We start from the raw sequence: 21,383 nt of genomic DNA, 5'->3' as shown, positions 1-21,383 counted from the left end.
ACTCTATTCCTTTCCACTCTGAGGCCAATCCAAGTGAACATGTTCCTTCATTTCTCGGTAAGCCGTGTCCACTCTCTCCTTGGTCTCCTCATCCAGCTTGTCGCGGTATTTGCCACCCTGGATAAAATCTTCCAAAATATAGGTCTGGTACTTGTACAACTCATAGCCTTCAGGAGAATAGGTCCCCTTCGGAGTTCGACTGACCCAGGTTGGATGAGCAGTCGCTGTCTTAATCTTTGTCTTGCGACCGACCTTTTCGATGGTCACATCCATCAAGACTCCTCGCTCTGTCCACTGGGCAGTCTCCACGTCCCCCATGGTTTCCAGACGCTGATTAGAAAGAAAATTCCCCATCGAGTAGATGATGAGCTTGTTTTGACCATCTTTATTGACCACTTCAGCAGGCTCTACAACATGGGGATGCCCGCCAAAGACAATATCAGCTCCCCATGAAATCATCTTATGGTAGAGCTCTTTTTGCTCTTCTGTCGGCTCCAACTGGTATTCGATTCCCATCTGGGGCATGACAATGGTGATATCAGCCTCTTGCTCTGCCTTTTGGATCTCCGCCTTCATCCGCTCTTCATCCAAATCAGACAAGACATCTGCTTGCTCCTCTGGAGTGAGCGTCGTTTCCATCCCATTAAAGCCGTAAGCATAGGCTAGAATAGCAATCTTGATGCCATTCACTTCCTTGATCACCAAGGGAGCTTGCCCTCTCTTTTCATGCGTGTAGACACCGACAGGTGTGATGCCTGCATCTTCAAAGGCCTTGGCTGTCGAATAGACCCCATCAAGGCCTGAATCCAAGATATGGTTGTGTCCCAAATCCATGACATCATAACCAGCATCCTTGATGGCTGGTACAACTTCGCTCGGCGCATTAAAGAGAGGATAACCTGACAAATAGTAATCCGGGTTAATAGTTCCCTCAAAATCACCCAAGGCCATATCCGCTTTTTGTAGCCAGGGTTTGACATACTCATAATTTTCATGAAAATCATAGCTTCCGTCTTCTTTTTGCGCGCTCATATAGACCAGATCGTGGTAGAGCTGGTCTCCATTGGCCATGATCCGCGCTGTATGAGGAATCTGGTCAGCCGGTGTATTTGCCTTGTACACAACCTCTGGCCGTTCGGTTGCGGTGATCGGAAAGCCTTGAAACTTTTGCACCCATAAGATAGCATTGGCCACGATAAAAACGACAGACAAGAGCACATAGACAAACTGTTCATTGGTCAGCTGAATTCTTGAAAAGAGACGATCAAAAACCCAATCAAAGGCCGCCGACAACTCTTTTCCCACCGTTTTGATGGTCCCTTTCACATTCTCCCACTTCTCTAACATTCCTACCTCTTCTTCCTACCTAGTTTCTCCAATGATCCACCAGATCCACCAACAGATTAAACTTTCATTGAAATACTTTCTCTTCATTGTATCACAATTTTTAAGAAGAGAAAAAAGAGAGCGGGACAGAAACGCCATTGTTTAGAAACGCTTCATCGTCCTGCTCTTGCACAGTTGATTGATTCATATAAATGGTCGCAAATCACTTCTTATCGTTTGATTTGGACAAGCTAATCGCAACCATGACAAGACTTAGGAAAAAGGCCGAAAGCAACCCTTTTGTCGTCCGATTCATAAAAGGTTGATGAAATACAAAATGATTATAGGCAATAAATCCTAATCCAATTAGAGTCACCAAAGCCGAAAGCGCAAAAAGCGTTCGCCACAAATTTCTTTTTTTCATCATAAACTCCGTTTTTCGATCTGCGAGAAAGACCCTATTATTTCAAAGCTTTTAACAAATATCCATAACCTTCTTGCTCCATCTCTTCTTTTGGAATAAAGCGCAACGAGGCCGAATTGATACAATAGCGAAGACCACCCTGGTCTTTTGGTCCATCGGTGAAGACATGGCCTAGATGGGCATTGCCTGAGCGGGAACGAACTTCGATCCGCTCCATCCCGTGGCTATGGTCCTGGTAATAGTGGACGACATCTTTGGCAACGGGACGGGAGAAACTTGGCCAGCCACAGCCAGACGCAAACTTATCCTTGGCAAAAAAGAGAGGCTCCCCCGTCGTAATATCCACATAGATCCCCTCTTCAAAGGTCTGGTCATAGGCATTGTGGAAAGGACGTTCCGTCGCGCTTTCTTGAGTGACTTGGTACTGCTCTGCTGTCAGTTTCGCCTTTAGGGTTTCTTGATCTGGCTTCTGATAAGCTGCTGGATCAATCAAGGGCTGCTCAGCATCTGTCACATCGATATGGCAATAGCCTCCAGGATTCTTCTTGAGGTAGTCTTGGTGGTAGTCCTCAGCTAGGATATAGTGGCGCAAGGGTTCCAACTCAACCGCGATTTTGCGGCCCAGTTGCTTCTCTTCTTCCGCAAACACTTGGGCGATCATCTCACGATCTCCTTCATCTGTATAATAGACACCGGTTCGATATTGGCGGCCTCGGTCATTTCCCTGTTTGTTAATGGATAAGGGATCGATCACGCGGAAATAGTAGAGCAGAATCGCTCGTAGAGTGATCTTGTCTGGATCGTAGATAACTTGTACAGTCTCTGCATGATCCGTTTCCTTGATTAGTTGGTAATTGGTCGTTTCTACCTGGCCATTGGCATAGCCCACCGTCGTCTGTTCTACACCGGGGATCCGTGAAAAATACTCCTCCAAGCCCCAAAAACAGCCACCTGCTAAATAAATCTCTGCCATCTTTCTTCCTCGCTTTCCGCATTCCCTAAAAGGAACACTTCTTATCTATTAGCTCCATCATAATCCAAGAGCCTCAGATTTTCAAGGATTCTGCATCAAAAATCCCTTCTACTATATGTAAAAGGGATTCAATCCTTCTTATTTTTCAAATAAGAAAAAGAGCGAGTAATAAAAGTTCCAAAACGATAGGGTTAACTGATGTAGAAAATCATGAAGGACTACCATGACCAACACCTCCTCTGAATATCTGTGGACAAGCACCAGGCACATCAACTACAAAAGCACCGTCGGTCCATAGACCTGTAACTGAGGCTTCACAACCTCGTAATGCCAGTGATCATAAGCTCGCCAAGCTTGAAAGGCTTCTTCGTTCAATGCTAGCCCGCCCAGACCAATCAATAGACTGGCGGTATGATAAAACTTTTCCAACTCGATCAACAAGCGATTGTCTACCCGCCTAGCCTTTCGTAAACCTTTCAACATCTGATCTAGATTTTCTCGAAATCGAAGGGCATCTGGACTGAGGGTGCATCCTTTCAAAAAGGCTGTTTGAAGAAGGCTGACCGTCGTTCTTGCCTCTTGAATCACGTCCCTTTCTTCCATAGAAATCACCTTCCTTTTCACCTCCATTGTACACCTTTTTCTCTTTATAAAAATGGAAAATTCCTAAAACTAGGAACAGAATGAGGCTGGGACAAAAGTCCTAGCCTCTCAATTGTTTCTAGATTGTCGAGCAAGACGCAGTGGTTGAGTGGGTCTACTACGCTGATTTCATCAGCTTTTACAGCCCTACTCAACTGTGCGGAGGTGGGACGACGAAATCGAATTCTAACGAATGACCGATTTCTGTCCCACTCTCATAAAAAACTCCCCCAAGTTTCTACTTGAGGAAGTTCTTTTCGAAAGATTAGTCAATGTAGCGCAATTTGCCACGGAAGTCTTCCAGGCTTTGGTAGCCTTTCTCTTCCATGATGGCTTTGAGCTCCGCAGTGATGCGTTCAAAAGCTCCCACTCCTTCTTTATGAAGCGTGGTTCCGATTTGCACCATACTAGCCCCACATAGAATATGTTCAAAGGCATCACGACCGGTCAAGACACCACCTGTCCCCACAATCTGAATTTCTGGATTCAACCGTTGGTAAAAGGCATGGACATTGGCGAGAGCCGTTGGTTTAATGTATTCTCCACCAATCCCACCAAATCCGTTCTTAGGACGAATCACCACGGATTCATCCTCAATGTAGAGGCCATTTCCGATTGAGTTGACGCAGTTGACAAACTTGAGCGGGTATTTGTTAAAGATCGCTGCTGCTTGATCAAAATGAACGATATCAAAATAAGGTGGCAACTTGATCCCTAGAGGTTTTGTGAAATAGGCAAAGACCTCAGACAAGATCCGATCTGTCGTATCAAAATCATAGGCAATCTGAGGTTTCCCAGGGACATTGGGACAAGATAGGTTCAATTCTGTCAAGCCTTTAAAGTCACTATCTTGCACCTTTTTCAAGATAGTATGAGTTTCTTCAGGAGACATGCCGACGAGAGATAAGAAGAAGGTCCGGTCAGGATCCGTTTCTTGCAACTCCAATAAGTAATTCAAATAATAGTCCAACCCTTGGTTAGGTAGCCCCATCGAATTGATCGAACCAAGCGGCACATCTTGGTAGCGTGGCTCTGGATTACCAGCACGGAATTCTAAGGTCGCTGTCTTGGTCACAAAGGTCCCAGCAGCTGAGTTCTTCACTTCTTCTAATTCCTCAGTGGTCATACAGGCTACACCTGCCGCATTCATCAAGCAGTTGTCAAATTCAAAACCAGCAATTTGCGTTTTTGTCGATACCATCTTGTACTCCTTTTTTGAAACACCACCAACAGAATCGTTCGGGATGCTCTCTATTTTCTTCTTTCATTATACCATCACTTGGAAGCTTCCGGACAATCAAAGCTAAAAATTCTTCCAAACATTCGGACTTTCCTAGTCACGATAAAATTTTCAGAAAATTCAACTTTTTTCTTTACAAGCCAAAAAAAGTCTGCTATAATGATCCATGTAATAAAACATGACATTGTTTGTCAACTGTCTCAAAGCCACTCCCCTAGCGGGTTTGCTGGTTTTCGTTTCATTCACAAAGGAGAATTAACATGACAACTGCTAAAGAATATATCCAAAGCACTTTCGAAACTGTAAAAGCTCGTAACGGCCACGAAGCTGAATTCCTTCAAGCTGTTGAAGAGTTCCTCAGCACTTTGGAACCTGTTTTTGAAAAACATCCTGAATACATCGAAGAAAACATCTTGGCTCGTATTACAGAACCTGAACGCGTAATTTCTTTCCGTGTTCCTTGGGTTGACCGTGAAGGAAACATCCAAGTAAACCGTGGTTACCGTGTTCAATTCAACTCTGCTGTAGGTCCTTACAAAGGTGGTCTTCGTTTCCACCCAACTGTTAACCAAGGGATCTTGAAATTCCTCGGTTTCGAACAAATCTTCAAAAACGTCTTGACTGGTCTTCCTATCGGTGGTGGTAAAGGTGGATCTGACTTCGATCCTAAAGGAAAAACAGACGCTGAAGTGATGCGTTTCTGCCAAAGCTTCATGACTGAATTGCAAAAACACATCGGTCCTTCTCTTGATGTCCCAGCCGGTGATATCGGGGTTGGTGGACGTGAAATCGGATACCTTTACGGTCAATATAAACGCCTTCGCCAATTCGATGCTGGTGTCTTGACTGGTAAACCTCTTGGTTTTGGTGGTAGCTTGATCCGTCCAGAAGCAACTGGTTATGGTTTGGTTTACTACACTGAAGAAATGCTCAAAGCAAACGGCGACAGCTTTGCTGGTAAGAAAGTCGTGATCTCAGGTTCTGGTAACGTTGCTCAATACGCTCTTCAAAAAGCAACTGAACTTGGTGCAACTGTTATCTCTGTATCTGACTCAAACGGTTACGTGATCGACGAAAACGGTATTGACTTCGACCTTCTTACAGACGTCAAAGAAAAACGTCGTGCACGTTTGACTGAATACGCTGCTGAAAAACCAACTGCTACTTACTACGAAGGTTCTGTATGGACTTATGCTGGTAACTATGACATCGCTCTTCCATGTGCAACTCAAAACGAAATCGATGGCGATGCTGCAAAACGTTTGGTCGCTCAAGGTGTGAAAGTTGTCTCTGAAGGAGCAAACATGCCAAGTAACATCGATGCCATCAACGTATACAAAGAAAATGGTATCCTTTACGGACCTGCTAAAGCAGCCAATGCTGGTGGAGTTGCTGTATCTGCTCTTGAAATGAGCCAAAACAGCCAACGTCTTTCATGGACACGCGAAGAAGTGGACGGACGTTTGAAAGACATCATGACCAACATCTTCAATACTGCTAAAACAACTGCAGAAACTTACGGACTTGGTAAAGATTACCTTGCAGGTGCCAACATCGCTGCCTTTGAAAATGTTGCAAATGCGATGATTGCACAAGGTCTTGTATAATCAATCGATATTTTTCTTTAAGGCCTTCGGGTCAAAGCCTCTCAACTCCTGAATCCAGTGTGTTTCGGGAGTTTTTTTATATCTAAAAGCCTCTGTCAAGACACCCCGTCCCAAGTGAGGAAAGCCATTTTTTAGATAAGGAACTCGACCGTCTCTAATGGGGAGATTTGAGCCTTCTATTTTTCTGTATCTTTTTCTAAAAAAATTTTATTTTTTTTACTTTACCCCCTTGCATTTTTAATAAATTAGTATTAAACTATAGCAAAAGGAGGTGTGCTTATGTTTCTTTTAGCTCAAGAAAAATCAGATACGATCGAATTCCTTAAGTCTGAATTGGTCCAATTACTCTCCAATATGCGACAAGAAATCGCAGCTAGCCGTCAATCACAGACCGGCGCAGCTTGCCATCATATTGAATATTGCATGGACAAGATCCAAAGGGCAAAAAGTTCCGTAGCCATTGCCCTCCCGATCGAATCCTTAAATCTTGAAATCACGACGATGCTACGCCAGCAACTCATCGTCTTGCCACCAGAGGCTCGAAAAAATTGGGACCAGATTAAAAAGCTGGACTTCAAATACTGCCACTTAAGATCGTAACATCGATTAAAAAAGAGGCTGGGACAAAAGTCCTAGCCTCTTAATTGTCTTTGGATTGTCGAGCAAAACGCAGTGGTTGAGTGGACTCTACTACGCTGATTTCATCAGCTTTTACAGCCCTACTCAACTGTGCGGAGGTGGGACGACGAAATCGAATTCTAACGAATGACCGATTTCTGTCCCACTCTCTTTTTTACATGATCCCGTTCTTTCCTGTCGGTAGGTTAATCCCTGCTTCCATCAAGGCATCATGATAGAGTTTATAGTATGTATGATAGACAGTCGTCTGGGTTCCATTTTGCGCAGTCATCGCAATGCGGAAGGAATAACGACCATTTTTTTCAATCTGTGGGCCTAAAATGGTAGGGCCTGTCAACACTTCTGGGTGTTTGTCTTGTTGAGACTGATTGACCTGAGCGATGACCTGATAGATCTTATCGAGATCGGTATTCGCATCTAGCGGAATATCTACCAGCACGCGCATATCGCCGCGCGAGAGGTTGCTGACGACAGTGATATTGCGGTTTGGGACAAAGTGGAGAGTCCCGTCAAAATCACGTACTTGAGTTGTCCGAATTCCCACACTGCTAACGATGCCGGCAATCTTAATAGAACCATTGGTAAGTCGGACATTGTCCCCCACATCCAGCTGGCGTTCTAAAAGGATAAAGAAACCATTGACCAAATCGGAAAGGAAGCCCTGGGCTCCCATCCCGATAGCCACCCCAGCAATCCCAGCACCAGCCAATAGACTAGAGACTGGAAGACCCAGGATCGACAAAATCCAGTAAATCAAGATAAAATACAAGCAGTAGTTCAAGAGACTTTCTACTAAACGGAGAATGGTTTTTTTACGGGCTTCATCCTGCACCGTATACTTAAAAGAAGGGGTTAATATCCGCTTGACCAGGCTATGGATGACCTTTTTAGCGATAAAAAATAAGAGAAAGACAAAAATCAGAGAGATGCATTTTGAAATTAGGTCATCAAAAATCTTTGTCCAGTCTATTTTACTGAAATAACGTTGGAAAGCTTGACTCATTTATTCGGGCCTTTCTAACAAAGAATAGTATGATTATATCAAATATTCGGAAATAAGGCTATTTTTTAAAAATTTCATTGCTATTACCCCCTAACTATCGTATAATATTCCTTAATTATTTTTTAAGGAGGCCTTACATGATTCATCGACTGATTACCACTTGGAATAAAACCAACCTTATGAAAAGAATCGCAATCGGAATTGTACTTGGTGTCGTTCTAGCACTTGTATTTCCGAAAGCAACTGGGATTGGACTCCTAGGAGAGTTCTTCGTTGGAGGGCTCCGTGCCATCGCACCCCTTCTGGTCTTTGCACTCGTCGCAAATGCTCTCTCCCAACACCAAAAAGGAACAGAGACCAATATGAAAAAGGTCATCGTCCTCTATCTCCTAGGAACCTTTGCAGCTGCCTTCGTCGCTGTTTTGGTCAATTACATCTTCCCTATCACCATCACTCTGACTGGAAAGGCCGCTGAAGGATCCTCTCCAAACGGGATTGGTGAAGTGATTAGTAACCTCTTGCTCAAGATCGTCGACAACCCGGTCAACGCCTTGCAACAAGCCAACTACATTGGGATCCTTTCTTGGGCGACTGTCTTTGGGATCGCCATGAGAGAGGCCAGTGAACATAGTAAAGACCTCCTACAAACCCTAGCAGACATCACTTCAAAAATTGTCGAGTGGATTATCAACCTAGCTCCATTTGGGATCTTAGGTTTGGTCTTCACGACCATCGCTGGCCAAGGACTTAGTGCCCTTAGTAACTACGGGATTCTCTTGGTAGTATTGGTGGGAACGATGGCTTTTGTCGCTCTGGTTATCAATCCATTGATCGTCTTTTTCATGATCCGCAAGAATCCCTATCCCCTTGTTTTTAAATGCCTCCGTGTCAGTGGGGTAACAGCCTTCTTCACCAGAAGCTCTGCAGCCAATATCCCTGTCAATATGCGTCTCTGTGAAGAATTGGGGCTGAATCCAGATACCTACTCTGTCTCTATTCCGCTTGGTTCAACTGTAAACATGGCAGGCGCAGCCGTAACGATCAATATTTTGACGCTCGCTGCTGCCAATACCTTACATATTCAGGTTGACTTTGGTACAGCGCTCATCTTGAGTGTTGTAGCGGCTATTTCTGCTTGTGGCGCATCTGGAGTTGCAGGAGGTTCTCTCCTTCTCATCCCTGTTGCTTGTAGCCTCTTTGGCATCACCAATGATTTGGCCATGCAAGTCGTCAGCGTCGGCTTTATCATCGGGGTCATCCAAGACTCTTGCGAAACAGCCCTCAACTCTTCGACAGATGTGCTCTTCACCGCCATCGCCGAAATGAGTAGCTGGCCAAAAGAAAAACGCTATTAAATGAGCCTATCTCAAATAGACAAGAAAACCCAGACCTCGCGATCTGGGTTTTCTTATTTCTTAAAGTATTGTTTGCTTTCTTTGATGATGACAGGGGAGAGAGCTAAAAGGGCGATCAGGTTGGGCAAAGCCATCAGCCCATTCACAATATCCGCAATCACCCAGACCAGATCCAGCTTAAGGAAGCCTCCTAGTCCAACCATAAAAACAAAGAAGGTCCGATAGAGGTTGATATGTTTGACGCCAAAAAGGAATTCGAAACACCGCTCTCCGTAATAAGACCATCCAAGTATGGTCGTGGTCGCAAAAAGCACCAAGCATAGGGTCAGAATGATGCCTCCGACTGGGCCAAAGACGCCTGTAAACGTATCCTGAGTCAAGGTACTAGTGCTGCCCTTAGCCATCCACTCACCTGAAACCAATAACGAAAGTCCTGTCAAACTACAGATGATAATGGTATCAATAAAGGTTCCTGTCATGGAGATCAAGCCCTGTTCGACTGGCTCATTGGTCTTCGCCGCTGCTGCTGCAATTGGGGCAGATCCGAGACCAGATTCATTAGAGAAAACTCCACGCGCCACCCCTTTTTGGATAGCTATTTTGACCGTTGCTCCTGCGAAACCTCCCATGGCTGCAGTCCCTGTAAAAGCACCCGAAAAGACCGATTTCAAGGCTGGAAGCAATTGGTCCAGATGCAAGAAAATGATCGTGACAGTCGCAAAGATATAGGCAGCAGCCATAAAAGGAACCACTTTTTCAGAGACTTTGGAAATCCAGTGAATTCCACCAAAGATGATGGTCGAAACCACTAGAGCAATCACTACACTAGCCACTTCTGGAGCCGTTCCAAAACTGGCTTGAAGAGATCCCGTAATGGAATTAACCTGGGTCATGGTTCCGATCCCAAAGAGGGCCACCAAAACTCCTGCAACCGCAAAGAAAATAGCCAGTGGTCGCCACTTCTCTCCCATCCCGTGAAGAATGTAGTACATGGGACCACCTGAGATATGACCGTTGTCATCCTTGGTCCGATAACGAATGGCTAAGAGTCCTTCTGCATACTTGGTCGCCATTCCAAAGAAGGCTGCCATCCACATCCAAAAGAGGGCACCTGGGCCACCTGTCTGAATCGCTGTAGCCACCCCTACAATATTCCCCGTCCCTACAGTAGCCGCTAGAGCTGTCGCAAGGGCTCCGAAACTCGAGATATCCCCGTGTCCCTCATCTTCTGTAAAGATCAGGCGAAAAGCTTTTGGAAGGTAGCGTATCTGAAGCAAACCCAAGCGAAGGGTCAGGTAGATCCCTGTTCCTACCAAGAGCACCAATAAGGGGGTGCCCCACACTAGATTATCGAGCTGCTGAAAAAACTGCAATACATGATCCATTTTCTGTCTCCTTTTTCATCGACCGCTCGACAGAAAAGAGAAAAAGAAAGAGCACATGTCAAACATGTACTCTGGTCCTGCTTAAAATAGGGGCTTTCCCTATCTTTCGCTCTGTCCTTTTACCTGAGAGTTTGAGTAGATGCATCCTCTACCTTGCCCCTTCGGTGCCATTTCTGGTCTCTCCAGAGTTCCGTCCATTCACAGTCACTCGCGCTCCTGCAAACTTCATTCGGTCGTATGTAATTTTCTCTATTTTAATTGATTTTCAAAAGTTTGTCAATCGTTTCTGAAAACATCTTGCAAACCACCTGAAAATTTACTCTTTTTAATCACTCAAGGAGAAGTGATTGGTCATGAGGTTGCTAGCATCGAGCAAAATCTTGTCCAAGAGTTGATCTGTCGCTTCCTGGATTTGATCACTCATAGCTTGGTTTTCCGCCTCAAAATCAACGGTTTCACCTGCTGCAAGTGCACGATCGACTTTATTGATGCGCGCATGTCCCCAGGCCATTGTCGTTTCTTGGTAATCGTCCAAATCACCAACATGGTGAGCATAGTGAGGATCTGCCAGTCCCGCAATAATCCGGTTGGCCCAGTAGAAGGAATCCGTTGTTACCTTAGCCGTCGTATTGGCAAAGTAGTCTGGCGTTGTATCCACTTGGGTAAAGAAAGGAACAGCTGTATTGTAAGGCATGGAGCCATAAGAAATCCATTGGATGCCTGTCGTTTCTTGTGGTTTATTGGGACGCAATTGCAGAATTGCTGTCTGGCTGGTCCGGTTGATCCCGATCGTCCGGAAGGTCCGCTGACTCACGTGATCTCCTTCAGGGCCATAAGGATCGTAGATGGTGTCTTGGTAGTGGTTGCTCAAGACATATTTGACATCTTCAATCGTTACCTTACGATAAGGTTTTTGACACCAAGGAATCTCGAAGCTCCGTGGATCCTGCTTGATTTCAGGATTGAGGAAACGCTGGATGGCCCAAGCCCGCGGTGTATTGTAGTGGCGATCCTTGTCTTTTTGGCTACCAAAGGCATAGCGTGGATTAAAACCTTTCCCTTCTTGATCCAAAATCAAATGGTGCTCTGTGACAAAACGTTCAAGATCCGGGTCACAAAGAAACTCATCTGGATTGCCAAATTCAAAATAATCACTTCCCAGTTGGTTGGGGTTGGTCACATAGGCATCATCTGGAACACGGCGCGCCATCCAGTGGTGACCTCCGATGGTTTCCAACCACCAGATTTCATTCACATCTGAAATGGCGATCCCGTTGGATTCATAAGTTCCATACTCTTCTAAGATCTTTCCGAGACGCAAGACCCCTTCGCGGGCGGTCTTAACATAAGGCAAGACCAAGGTCAGCATGTCTTCCTCACCGATGCCACTCTCTACAAGAGGATCTGCCCCTAGCACACGGCTATTGGTCGTAATGGTCTCTGTCTCACTCATGGCTACATTATAGACATTGATCCCAGCTTCTCCCCAGATCCCGTCTTTAGGAATGGCATCTGGAACCGCTGTATAGCGAACTGGATTATCTGGCAAGTCGATTTCAAAAGTTGATAAAACAGACTTGTAATGACGCGGTTGATCTTCCGGTTTGACCACGATCAATTTCTTGGGCGTAAAAACGCCATTTTGAGAATCCTCTGTTCGTGCTACAATGGTCGAACCATCATAGCTAGCATTTTTTCCGACTAGAATCGTTGTACACGAATCTGCACTTTCACGTTTACGCATGCGTATCCTCCCAAATCATTCATTGCCTCTATTATAGCACTTTTAAAAGGGAGGACCTACTGAAAATCAGATTTAAAAGTGAATCCTTTTCAACAACTTTCAATCATTTTCATTATGTCAGATTTTAAAAATCCTAGCTGATAAACAGCTAGGATTCGATTAGCCTTTAAACGTAACAATGGTTGCGCCACTTCCACCCGCATTTTGGGGGGCATATTCAAAACTTTTGACGTGTTTGTTGCGGCGGAGATACTTGGTCACCCCTTCACGGATAACTCCCGTTCCAATCCCGTGGATGATATCGACTTGGGCCATGTTGTTGAGCAGGGCCTGATCGATAAAGCCATCTAGCTCTTGCATGGCCTCTTCATAGCGTTTTCCACGGAGATCCAGACGTGCTCTCGGCCCACTCGTGTTGGAGCGTTTGACGACATTCACCTGGCGTTTCTTAGGTTGAGTTGCTTCTTTTTCAGCCTTGATAAGGTTGAATTCTTTTTCTTCCAAGGTCATCTTGATCAAGCCAACTTGCGCCTCCCAGCGACCATCTTTGAGTTGCTTGACCAGGGTTCCGCGTTGGCCATAGCTGATAACCAAGATTTCGTCTCCCACCTTAGGAGCACGCGCCTTTTTGGCTTTTTTCAAGACCTTGTTTTTAGAAAGGTCGACGGTTTCAGGAGCTAGTTTTTTCAACTGAGCCTTGGCTTCAATGATCTCATGTGGTTTCAACTGGGATTTGGCGTGAAGGCCTTGAAGGATACGGTCACTCTCTGAGAGGGCCATGTCCACAATTTCCTTGGCCTCTTCTCTCGCCTTATTAAGCTCTGTTTCTCTCTCTCTGGTCAATTCGTTATAGAGTTTTCGAAGAGCACGATTGAATTTGAGATTTTCTTGCTCGACCTCTTGAATGGTATCCAAGCGCTTGCGACTTTCTAAGGTCTGCGCCTCCAGTTTTTCAATAATCTGATTGACATCATTATCCGTATTGGTCATCTTCATGGCATCCTGGATAATGGTCTCAGACAAGCCCAAACGGCGGGCAATTTCAAAGGCATTGGAGCGTCCAGGAACTCCTTGCATGAAGCGATAGGTCGGACGCAGACTCGCTGTGTCAAACTCCATGCTGGCATTTTGCACTCCTGCAGTCTCAATCCCATAAGCCTTGAGCTCTGGATAGTGGGTTGTCGCCATGGTCTTAATCCCGCGTAAGCGCAAGTCTTCTAGGATAGCAATAGCAAGGCCAGCCCCCTCTTGAGGATCGGTTCCAGCCCCCAACTCATCCAGAAGGATCAAGGAGGCGGTATCCACTTGATTCAAGATAGATACGATATTGGTCATATGGCTGGAGAAGGTCGACAAGCTCTGCTCGATCGATTGTTCATCTCCAATATCTGCAAAGACTTGTGAGAAGATGCCCACACGACTACCTGGATCCGCTAGGATGGGAAGACCAGACTGGGCCATAATTTGCGCTAGTCCCAGCGTTTTTAGCATGATGGTTTTCCCCCCTGTATTGGGACCGGTAATCACGATTTCTGTCAAGTCCTCGGTAAAATGCAGGTCATTCGCGACGGCATTTTCAATCAAGGGATGACGTAGTTGCAAGAGCTGAATAGAGCGATTACTGCTAACCTCTGGGACCACTGCCTTACAATCGCGCATAAACCGATACTTGGCCTTGATCAAGTCCAAGTGACCGATAATCCAGGCGTTGTTAGCAATCTCTGCCGCATGGGGGCGCAGGCTGTCAGACAATTCCTCCAGAATCTGAATGATTTCATACCGTTCATCTGCTCGGTGATTGGCGATTTCTTCATTGAGATTGACCACTGCACGAGGTTCGATATAAACGGTATTCCCACTGGCTGAGATATCGTGGACCACCCCTGCAATCCGGTTGCGATAGGTGTTTTTTACCGGTAAAACATTGCGTCCATTCCGGCTAGCAATCACAGCATCCGCTAACATATCGGCCTTGCTTTTCAGCAGGTCTTGTAGAATCTCTCTGACCTGGTGTTCATTCTCTTGGATGCGACGACGAATTTTGGCCAATTTTTCACTGGCAAAAGACTCGACAAAACCTCCTTCGTTGATGGCTTGAAGCCCACCTTGTAAGCGGGGCAGATCCACCAAGTTGTCAAAGAGGCGATGGAGCCTTTCCAGACGGACATTCTCCAAGTTGTCGTAGAAATCCTTGAGCTCATGTGTCACCCGAAGGACTGCTTTTAGCGCTAATAATTCATCGATATTGAGGGCCGCTTCCATCTCCAAACGCTTGGCCACTGGACGGACATCTTGAATGGTCGACACGGCAAAGCGAGGCTCTTCCAAGAGGATCTGCTCCATATCTTCTAGCTCAATAAAGGCCGTTTCGATGCTTTCTTTTTTATCGGTTGGAGTAAGGACTGCTAACTCCATCTCCCCTTGTTCTGTCTGTAGATAGGGTTCAAAAAGTTGCTTGACCTTGTCAAACTCCAGAATATCTAAGATTTTTTTATTCATGTTTCTCCTACAAAAAAAGTGAGCGTCCTTCCTTGAATCGGACTTGTCTCACTCCTTTCTTCATTTTTGCTCCTTAAGCTCCGATAATCGCAGTCACCCACAAGTTGTGGAACAGACTGGAACTGATCGGGGTATGAAGGATGATAAAGCGGATCAATCCACTTGCATTTAGTCTATTTTGGATGGAAGCCATGGGAACTGTTGAGAGAATAGTCAAGCCCATCTGGATCACCAAGAGGGTTATCACGACGGCGATCACACCCGCTCCAATTTGATACTTGCGATCCTCCAATTTTTCTGGCTGGGGAACCAAGTGCATAAAGATTCCAATCACGCGGCCGATCAAATAAACCAGCACAAAAATCAACACATAAGCTAACCCTGCATAAAAGATGTCATCTAATTGAAACAGGTAGCGGTTGGCATAAAAATAATTCACCGATTGCTGGGTGGGACTCGAAAAAGGAACCCATAGAGACAAAACCTTAGCCAGTCCCTTGTAGCTACCACCTGCAATCAAGAGGGCCACTAAGGTCACTAGAAAGTAATAGGACTGGAGGATGATGCCTCTTGCATAGCCAATATAAAAGCTCCATGCCAAAATCAATAAGATTAAGAAAGTTAACATGTATCTCCTCTTATTTAGATGATTTATCCTTTAAGTCGTCTAAAGCTTTGCGACGAAAATCATCTAATTCTGTTTCTTTGTCGTCAAACTCAATCTCGCGATTCAGCTGCATGGACAAACTATTTACTGCCAATAAGATGGCGATGGTTTCATCATCGGCCTCTGGCATTTGTTCCTTAATTGCTTGGTATTTTTCTTTCGCAACACGTTCGACTTCTTCCATAAACAAATTATCATGGTTGGTTGTTAAAGTGAGCGCTTTGTTTCCAAATGTAAATTTATATCTATTTAAGCTCGCCATAAAAATCACCTCACGGTATTATACCAAAAAAGGCTAGCTTTGTCAGTAGCAAAGCCCCTCTTCACAGGGATTTTCCAGTGGATTCTTTCTTTCTTTTTGCTCCCTCTCTCCCTGAATTTGTGGTACAATAGTGGTTATGGAAAGTATGACACTCACTCCAACACAGGAGCAAATCCTTGATTTTGTCCATACCTATCGCAGTTCTCTCTCTCAAAGCAAGAACCCTCATATGGATTATTTCTTTCGACTAGAGGGAGCGACCGTTTCGATCTACAAGTCTGGAAAAGTCTTGCTTCAGGGCAATGACCTGACTCCTTACCTGGCCTTTTTCGGGCAAGATGCTGGGAACCCTAAAGGTTCTACTACTTCATCTGCAGGACAAGATCTAGCCATGATCGGAACCGACGAGGTCGGAAACGGCTCTTATTTTGGTGGACTTACCGTCGTTGCATCCTTTGTCACACCTGACCAGCACGACTGGCTCAAAAAGCTCGGTGTAGGGGATTCAAAGACCTTGGATGATCGAAAAATTCAGCAATTGGCTCCTCTCCTTGAGGAAAACATCCAGCACCAAGCACTCTTATTGTCTCCAAAGAAGTACAATGAAGTCATTGCTTCTGGCTACAATGCTGTTTCGGTCAAAGTGGCTCTGCACAATCAGGCCATCTATCTTCTATTAAATAAGGGAGTCCAAGCAGAGCGAATTGTGATCGATGCCTTTACGACGGCTAAAAACTACCAAAAATACGTGAAAGCTGAAAAAAATCAGGTCACCCAAGCCATTGAGTTGGAAGAAAAAGCAGAAAGCAAATATTTAGCGGTTGCAGTTAGTTCCATCATCGCCCGCAATCTCTTCCTTCAAAATCTGGAAGATCTGGGCAAGGAACTGGGCTTTAATCTCCCTAGTGGAGCAGGGGCTAAATCTGACCAAGTCGCTGCTAAATTGCTTCAGACCTACGGGATGAAAGCTCTGGATTATTGTGCCAAACTCCATTTTAAAAACACAGAAAAAGCAAAGAAATTACTAGAAAGATAAGTTATGTCAAAAAGAAGTTCAAAACAGTCATCTAGCTCACCAGTGGTGAGATTCCTTAAAGAATGGGGCCTCTTCAGCATCATCGTTGGTCTCATCATCGCCTCTCGCATCTTCCTTTGGGCTCCGGTCAAGGTGGATGGCCATTCGATGGATCCAACCCTAGCAGATAGCGAGTATCTCCTTGTGGTCAACCACCTCTCAATTGATCGTTTCGACATTGTCGTTGCCAATGAAAAAGACGACGACGGCAAAACCAAGGACATCGTCAAGCGGGTCATCGGTCTTCCTGGAGATACTATCCAGTACGACAACGATACCCTCTACATCAATGGGAAAAAGACCAACGAGCCCTATTTGAAAGACTACATCGCTCGTTTCAAAAAAGATAAATTGCAATCAACCTACACTGGAAAAGGCTTCGAAGAAAACGGAGAACTCTTCCGCCAATTGGCCAATACAGCCCAAGCTTTTACAGTAGACAAGGATGGCAATCCTAAATTTACCTTGAAGTTGCTCGACGATGAATACCTCCTACTTGGAGATGACCGGATCGTTTCAAAAGATAGCCGTCAGGTCGGAGCTTTCAAGAAAGAACAAATCAAAGGGCAAGCCGTCTTTAGACTCTGGCCGATCTACCCTTTCAAAACTTATTAGTATAGATTAACAGACTGAGGCTGAGACAAGTATGTCCCAGCCTCGCTTCATAAAAAGGAAAGAAATGATGGAATATTATTTTTCTGGTACTATTGAGCGCATTATTTTTGAAAATCCTAGCAGTTTTTTTCGAATCCTCTTGCTCGACATCAGCGATACCGATGCCGAAGATTTTGATGATTTTGAGATTATTGTGACAGGAACCATGGCAGATATCATGGAAGGCGAAGACTACACCTTCTGGGGTGAGCTGGTCCATCATCCTAAATACGGAGAGCAGCTCAAAATCAGTCGCTATGAACGTGCCAAACCCTCTAGCAAGGGCTTGGTGAAATATTTTTCCAGCGATCACTTTAAAGGAATTGGTCTCAAAACAGCCCAAAAAATCGTGGACCTCTATGGGGACGATACCATTGACAAAATTTTGGAGGCCCCTGAAAAATTAGAAGGAATCACAGGTCTCTCCAAGAAAAACCGCCTGGCTTTTGTGGAAAAACTCCGTCAGAATTACGGAACGGAGCGCATTCTCGCCCAACTAGCCAACTATGGCATTCCCAATAAATTGGCCTTTCAGATCCAGGATTTCTACAAGGAAGAAACCCTCCAGATCGTGGAGCAACAGCCCTACCGATTGGTGGAAGATATCCAAGGCATGGGCTTTAAAATCGCGGACCAACTAGCCGAAGAATTGGGGATTGCAAGTGACGCCCCTGAGCGTTTCCGCGCGGGCCTGATCCACAGCCTTTTTAGCTACTCTATCGAGACTGGAAATACCTTTATCGAAGCCAAGGACCTCCTGCGCTATACCATTGACCTTCTAGAATCCGCTCGTCCAGTAGAATTGGATCCTTCCACTGTCGCCCAAGAATTAGGACGCCTCATCGAGGAAGACAAGGTCCAAAACGTGGACACCAAGATCTTTGACAACAGCCTCTTCTTTGCGGAGGAAGGGATTCGCAGTCATATCGGTCGATTATTGGAAAAAGGAAAGTCGACTTCATTTGACCCTGAGAAAATCAACCAGGCGATTGAGGCGGTTGAAAAAGATCTGGGAATTCGCTACGATGCGATTCAAAAAGAAGCGATTCACCAAGCGATCCAAAACAAGGTCTTTATCCTCACAGGGGGTCCTGGGACAGGAAAGACTACCGTTATCAATGGGATGATCAGTGTCTATGCCCAACTCCACCAGCTGGATCTTCGGAAGAAACAAGACCTGCCGATCCTCTTGGCTGCCCCAACAGGACGGGCAGCTAGACGCATGAATGAGCTGACAGGACTTCCGAGCGCCACCATCCACCGCCATTTGGGGATGACAGGAGATGATGACACCAGCCACTTAGAGGACTATCTGGATGCAGACTTCATCATTGTGGACGAATTTTCCATGGTTGATACCTGGCTGGCTAATCAATTACTCAGCAACATCGCAACAGATACCAAACTCTTGATTGTGGGAGATGCCGACCAATTACCTTCCGTCAGCCCTGGTCAGGTCTTGGCTGATCTCTTGCAGATCCCAAGCATCCCTCAGACCAAACTCGAACATATTTTCCGTCAGAGTGAAGATTCGACCATTGTCTCACTTGCAGGAGACATTCGCCAGGGCAAGCTTCCTCAAGATTTCACAGAACGAAAAGCCGACCGCTCTTATTTCGAAGCCGGAAGCGAACACATCCCTAAGATGATCGAACAGATCACCTCAGCTGCCCTTCGCAGTCAGATCCCGGCTCGAGATATCCAAGTCTTGGCACCTATGTACAAGGGCCAGGCTGGCATTGACAACATCAATACACTCATGCAAGACCTTCTCAATCCAGCTATCAAAGATCAGGTCGTCTTTGACACGCCAGACTGCCAATACCGCGATGGAGACAAGGTTATCCATCTGGTCAATGATGCAGAAAGCAATGTCTTTAATGGAGATATTGGCTACATTACCGATCTTCTCCCCGGAAAATATACAGAATCGAAGCAAGATGAATTGACTATCCAATTTGATGGCAATGAAATCGTCTACCCGCGCAATGAATGGTACAAGATTCGCTTAGCCTATGCGATGAGTATTCACAAATCGCAAGGAAGCGAATTTCCTGTGGTGATTTTACCCATTACCAATCAAAGCCACCGGATGTTGCAGCGTAATTTGATCTATACCGCCATCACGCGCTCAAAGAGCAAGCTGATTCTCTTAGGAGAATACAGCGCCTTTGATTTCGCTACTAAAAATACAGGTACAGCGCGCAAGACCTATTTGGTTGAACGTTTCAAGGACCTGGACGGAGGCGAAGCAACCACAGACTATTCTTCATCCCTTGCAACGGCTTCTGCTACAGTCGAATCTGCACGAAGCAAGGAAGAAACTGTTGAAACGAAAGCAGAGACGTCTAAGCCTACTGTCTATCGACTAACAGAAGACAATCTCCACGCCATCTCGCCTATGATTGGACTAACAGAAGAAGAGATTGCAGCCTTCTTTGACGTCAAACAACCTAATTGATACCCCAAAAATTAAAATAATATATTTTTTAAGACTCATTCAAATACAACTGAAACTTTCCGCCGTGAGAAAAGTGCTAGAAACACTATGGTTTCTAGCACTCGGGAGTTTTGAAACTTTAGGTTCAAAACTAAGTCATGGAACTTCGTAGAAGTTCGCTGACGTCCGTACTCACCTAAGGAAAGTTTCTAAGATGACTTTGTCATCAATCTCAGACGACTAGTGAATAGACTAGTTGTCTTTTTCTTCCTCTACCAGAGACAGTTCAGTATGATCAACAAAGTTGGTCATGGTGACACCCAAGAGGCGGATTCCTGTATTTATCGATTCGATTTCTTGAAAAATGTGACGCGCTGAACGATTGATGCGCTCATCATCTCGCGTTGGCTCCGTCAAGGTGATACGCTTAGTCAAGGTGGTAAAGTCTCCATAGCGCACTTTTAAGACCAAGGTTTTTCCTTGCTTACCATGTTTTTCCAGCGATTGGGCCACCTTACTGGACAGATTGGCAATTTCTTCTAAAATATCATCTTCTGCATAAAGGAGCTTGCGGTAGGTCCGCTCTTTTCCGATCGACTTGCGGATACGATGGCTCTTGACAGGGCTATTATGAATCCCTCGCGCCTTTCGAAAGAGATCATAGCCAAATCGCCCAAACCGATCAATCAAAGTCATCTCCGGGATGGCTAAAAGATCCGCGCCAGTATAGACACCCATCTCATGTAGTCTCTCTACTGTCTTCTTTCCTACTCCATGAAATTTGGCAATGTCCATTTGGCTCAGGAAATCCTTAGCGTCCTCCGGTAAAACCACCGTTAGGCCACGGGGTTTTTGGTAGTCACTTGCCATCTTGGCCAAAAATTTATTATAAGAAACACCCGCTGAAGCTGTGAGATGCAGCTCTTCCCAGATAGCATGCTGAATCAAGCGGGCGATTTTGACAGCTGATTTGCTCTGGATTTTATTTTCCGTCACATCTAGATAGGCTTCATCAATACTCATCGGCTCGATGAGATCTGTATAACGCTTGAAAATCTCACGGACCTGCTCACCTACTTCTCGGTATTTCTCATAATTTCCAGAGATAAAAATGGCTTGAGGACAAAGGTCCAGCGCTTCTTTAGAGCTCATAGCTGAATGAATGCCATATTTCCTTGCTTCATAGTTACAAGTCGAGACCACACCTCTCCCTCCTGACTGACGAGGGTCCTGGCCAATCACGACAGGCTTGCCCTTCAAACTAGGGTTGTCTCTTTCTTCGACGGCAGCAAAAAATGCATCCATATCAATATGAATAATCTTGCGACTGGTATCATTCACTAATGGAAATATCAGCATTTTTCACCCTCCTTTCTTTCTATTATAGGAAGAAAATTTCAGAATTGCAAAAATCGACTCCCCAGAAAACATGAAAATTGATGAAAAAC

At 45.2% G+C, this 21,383-nt stretch carries 18 protein-coding genes and 1 riboswitch; of the genes, 6 read left to right on the top strand and 12 right to left on the bottom strand.

What is annotated here, in order from left to right:
* Window positions 1-3 precede the first annotated feature (3 nt).
* From GMC92_RS04425 to GMC92_RS04400, 5 genes are all read right to left on the bottom strand, one after another.
* Window positions 4-1,347, bottom strand: a complete 1,344-nt coding sequence (locus tag GMC92_RS04425) for a CapA family protein (RefSeq protein WP_155199848.1) — start codon at window positions 1,345-1,347, stop codon at window positions 4-6.
* Window positions 1,348-1,549: 202 nt separating this feature from the next.
* Window positions 1,550-1,753, bottom strand: coding sequence for a hypothetical protein (locus GMC92_RS04420; RefSeq protein WP_422070968.1), 204 nt, complete (start codon window positions 1,751-1,753; stop codon window positions 1,550-1,552).
* Window positions 1,754-1,787: 34 nt separating this feature from the next.
* A complete protein-coding gene (gene msrB, locus GMC92_RS04415; protein ID WP_155199846.1) occupies window positions 1,788-2,723 on the bottom strand; it encodes a peptide-methionine (R)-S-oxide reductase MsrB in 936 nt (311 codons plus the stop codon).
* A 273-nt stretch (window positions 2,724-2,996) separates the two neighbouring features.
* Window positions 2,997-3,353, bottom strand: coding sequence for a helicase BlpT (locus GMC92_RS04410; protein ID WP_155199845.1), 357 nt, complete (start codon window positions 3,351-3,353; stop codon window positions 2,997-2,999).
* Between the two features lie 277 nt (window positions 3,354-3,630).
* Window positions 3,631-4,566, bottom strand: a complete 936-nt coding sequence (locus tag GMC92_RS04400; protein ID WP_155199844.1) for a dihydroorotate oxidase — start codon at window positions 4,564-4,566, stop codon at window positions 3,631-3,633.
* Window positions 4,567-4,865: 299 nt separating this feature from the next.
* Here GMC92_RS04400 and gdhA point away from each other — a divergent pair, with 299 nt between their 5' ends.
* Together gdhA and GMC92_RS04390 are read left to right on the top strand one after the other, a co-directional pair.
* Complete coding sequence (gene gdhA / locus GMC92_RS04395) at window positions 4,866-6,212, top strand: NADP-specific glutamate dehydrogenase (protein WP_003004977.1); 1,347 nt, start codon at window positions 4,866-4,868, stop codon at window positions 6,210-6,212.
* A 279-nt stretch (window positions 6,213-6,491) separates the two neighbouring features.
* Entirely contained in the window at window positions 6,492-6,812 is a 321-nt protein-coding gene (locus GMC92_RS04390) for a hypothetical protein (protein ID WP_155199843.1), read from the top strand.
* A 193-nt stretch (window positions 6,813-7,005) separates the two neighbouring features.
* Here the strand turns inward: GMC92_RS04390 and GMC92_RS04380 are convergent, their stop codons facing one another.
* Window positions 7,006-7,854 carry a mechanosensitive ion channel family protein gene (locus GMC92_RS04380; RefSeq protein ID WP_155199842.1) on the bottom strand — a complete coding sequence of 283 codons (849 nt, stop codon included), beginning with the start codon at window positions 7,852-7,854 and terminating at the stop codon, window positions 7,006-7,008.
* A 137-nt stretch (window positions 7,855-7,991) separates the two neighbouring features.
* Between GMC92_RS04380 and sstT the strand changes: the two genes are divergently transcribed.
* Window positions 7,992-9,209, top strand: coding sequence for a serine/threonine transporter SstT (gene sstT, locus GMC92_RS04375; protein ID WP_155199841.1), 1,218 nt, complete (start codon window positions 7,992-7,994; stop codon window positions 9,207-9,209).
* Between the two features lie 53 nt (window positions 9,210-9,262).
* Here sstT and GMC92_RS04370 read toward each other — a convergent pair whose 3' ends face one another.
* The 5 genes from GMC92_RS04370 to GMC92_RS04350 all read right to left on the bottom strand — a co-directional run bounded on the left by GMC92_RS04370 (window position 9,263) and on the right by GMC92_RS04350 (window position 15,766).
* Window positions 9,263-10,594: an alanine/glycine:cation symporter family protein gene (locus GMC92_RS04370; RefSeq protein WP_155199840.1), complete on the bottom strand. Its 1,332-nt coding sequence runs from the start codon at window positions 10,592-10,594 to the stop codon at window positions 9,263-9,265.
* A 101-nt stretch (window positions 10,595-10,695) separates the two neighbouring features.
* Window positions 10,696-10,790: riboswitch (glycine riboswitch) on the bottom strand.
* A 129-nt stretch (window positions 10,791-10,919) separates the two neighbouring features.
* Window positions 10,920-12,338 carry a C69 family dipeptidase gene (locus GMC92_RS04365; RefSeq protein WP_155199839.1) on the bottom strand — a complete coding sequence of 473 codons (1,419 nt, stop codon included), beginning with the start codon at window positions 12,336-12,338 and terminating at the stop codon, window positions 10,920-10,922.
* 159 nt (window positions 12,339-12,497) lie between these two features.
* Window positions 12,498-14,837 (bottom strand): endonuclease MutS2, encoded by a 2,340-nt coding sequence (locus GMC92_RS04360; RefSeq protein WP_155199838.1) that lies wholly within the window; start codon window positions 14,835-14,837, stop codon window positions 12,498-12,500.
* Window positions 14,838-14,910: 73 nt separating this feature from the next.
* A complete protein-coding gene (locus GMC92_RS04355; RefSeq protein WP_049506576.1) occupies window positions 14,911-15,465 on the bottom strand; it encodes a CvpA family protein in 555 nt (184 codons plus the stop codon).
* Between the two features lie 10 nt (window positions 15,466-15,475).
* Complete coding sequence (locus tag GMC92_RS04350) at window positions 15,476-15,766, bottom strand: hypothetical protein (RefSeq protein WP_049471900.1); 291 nt, start codon at window positions 15,764-15,766, stop codon at window positions 15,476-15,478.
* A 136-nt stretch (window positions 15,767-15,902) separates the two neighbouring features.
* Between GMC92_RS04350 and rnhC the strand changes: the two genes are divergently transcribed.
* The 3 genes from rnhC (at window position 15,903) to recD2 (ending at window position 19,956) form a co-directional block, all read left to right on the top strand.
* Window positions 15,903-16,802, top strand: a complete 900-nt coding sequence (gene rnhC, locus GMC92_RS04345; protein ID WP_070846226.1) for a ribonuclease HIII — start codon at window positions 15,903-15,905, stop codon at window positions 16,800-16,802.
* A 3-nt stretch (window positions 16,803-16,805) separates the two neighbouring features.
* A complete protein-coding gene (gene lepB / locus GMC92_RS04340) occupies window positions 16,806-17,456 on the top strand; it encodes a signal peptidase I (protein WP_155199837.1) in 651 nt (216 codons plus the stop codon).
* A 67-nt stretch (window positions 17,457-17,523) separates the two neighbouring features.
* Complete coding sequence (gene recD2, locus GMC92_RS04335; protein WP_155199836.1) at window positions 17,524-19,956, top strand: SF1B family DNA helicase RecD2; 2,433 nt, start codon at window positions 17,524-17,526, stop codon at window positions 19,954-19,956.
* A gap of 231 nt (window positions 19,957-20,187) precedes the next feature.
* Here recD2 and dinB read toward each other — a convergent pair whose 3' ends face one another.
* Entirely contained in the window at window positions 20,188-21,294 is a 1,107-nt protein-coding gene (gene dinB / locus GMC92_RS04330) for a DNA polymerase IV (protein ID WP_155199835.1), read from the bottom strand.
* Window positions 21,295-21,383: the final 89 nt, after the last annotated feature.

This window comes from Streptococcus parasanguinis, assembly GCF_009717775.1.
Lineage (GTDB): Bacteria > Bacillota > Bacilli > Lactobacillales > Streptococcaceae > Streptococcus > Streptococcus parasanguinis_AG.
Note: the sequence above shows the minus strand (reverse complement) of the source record. Positions and strands in the feature narration are given on the sequence as shown.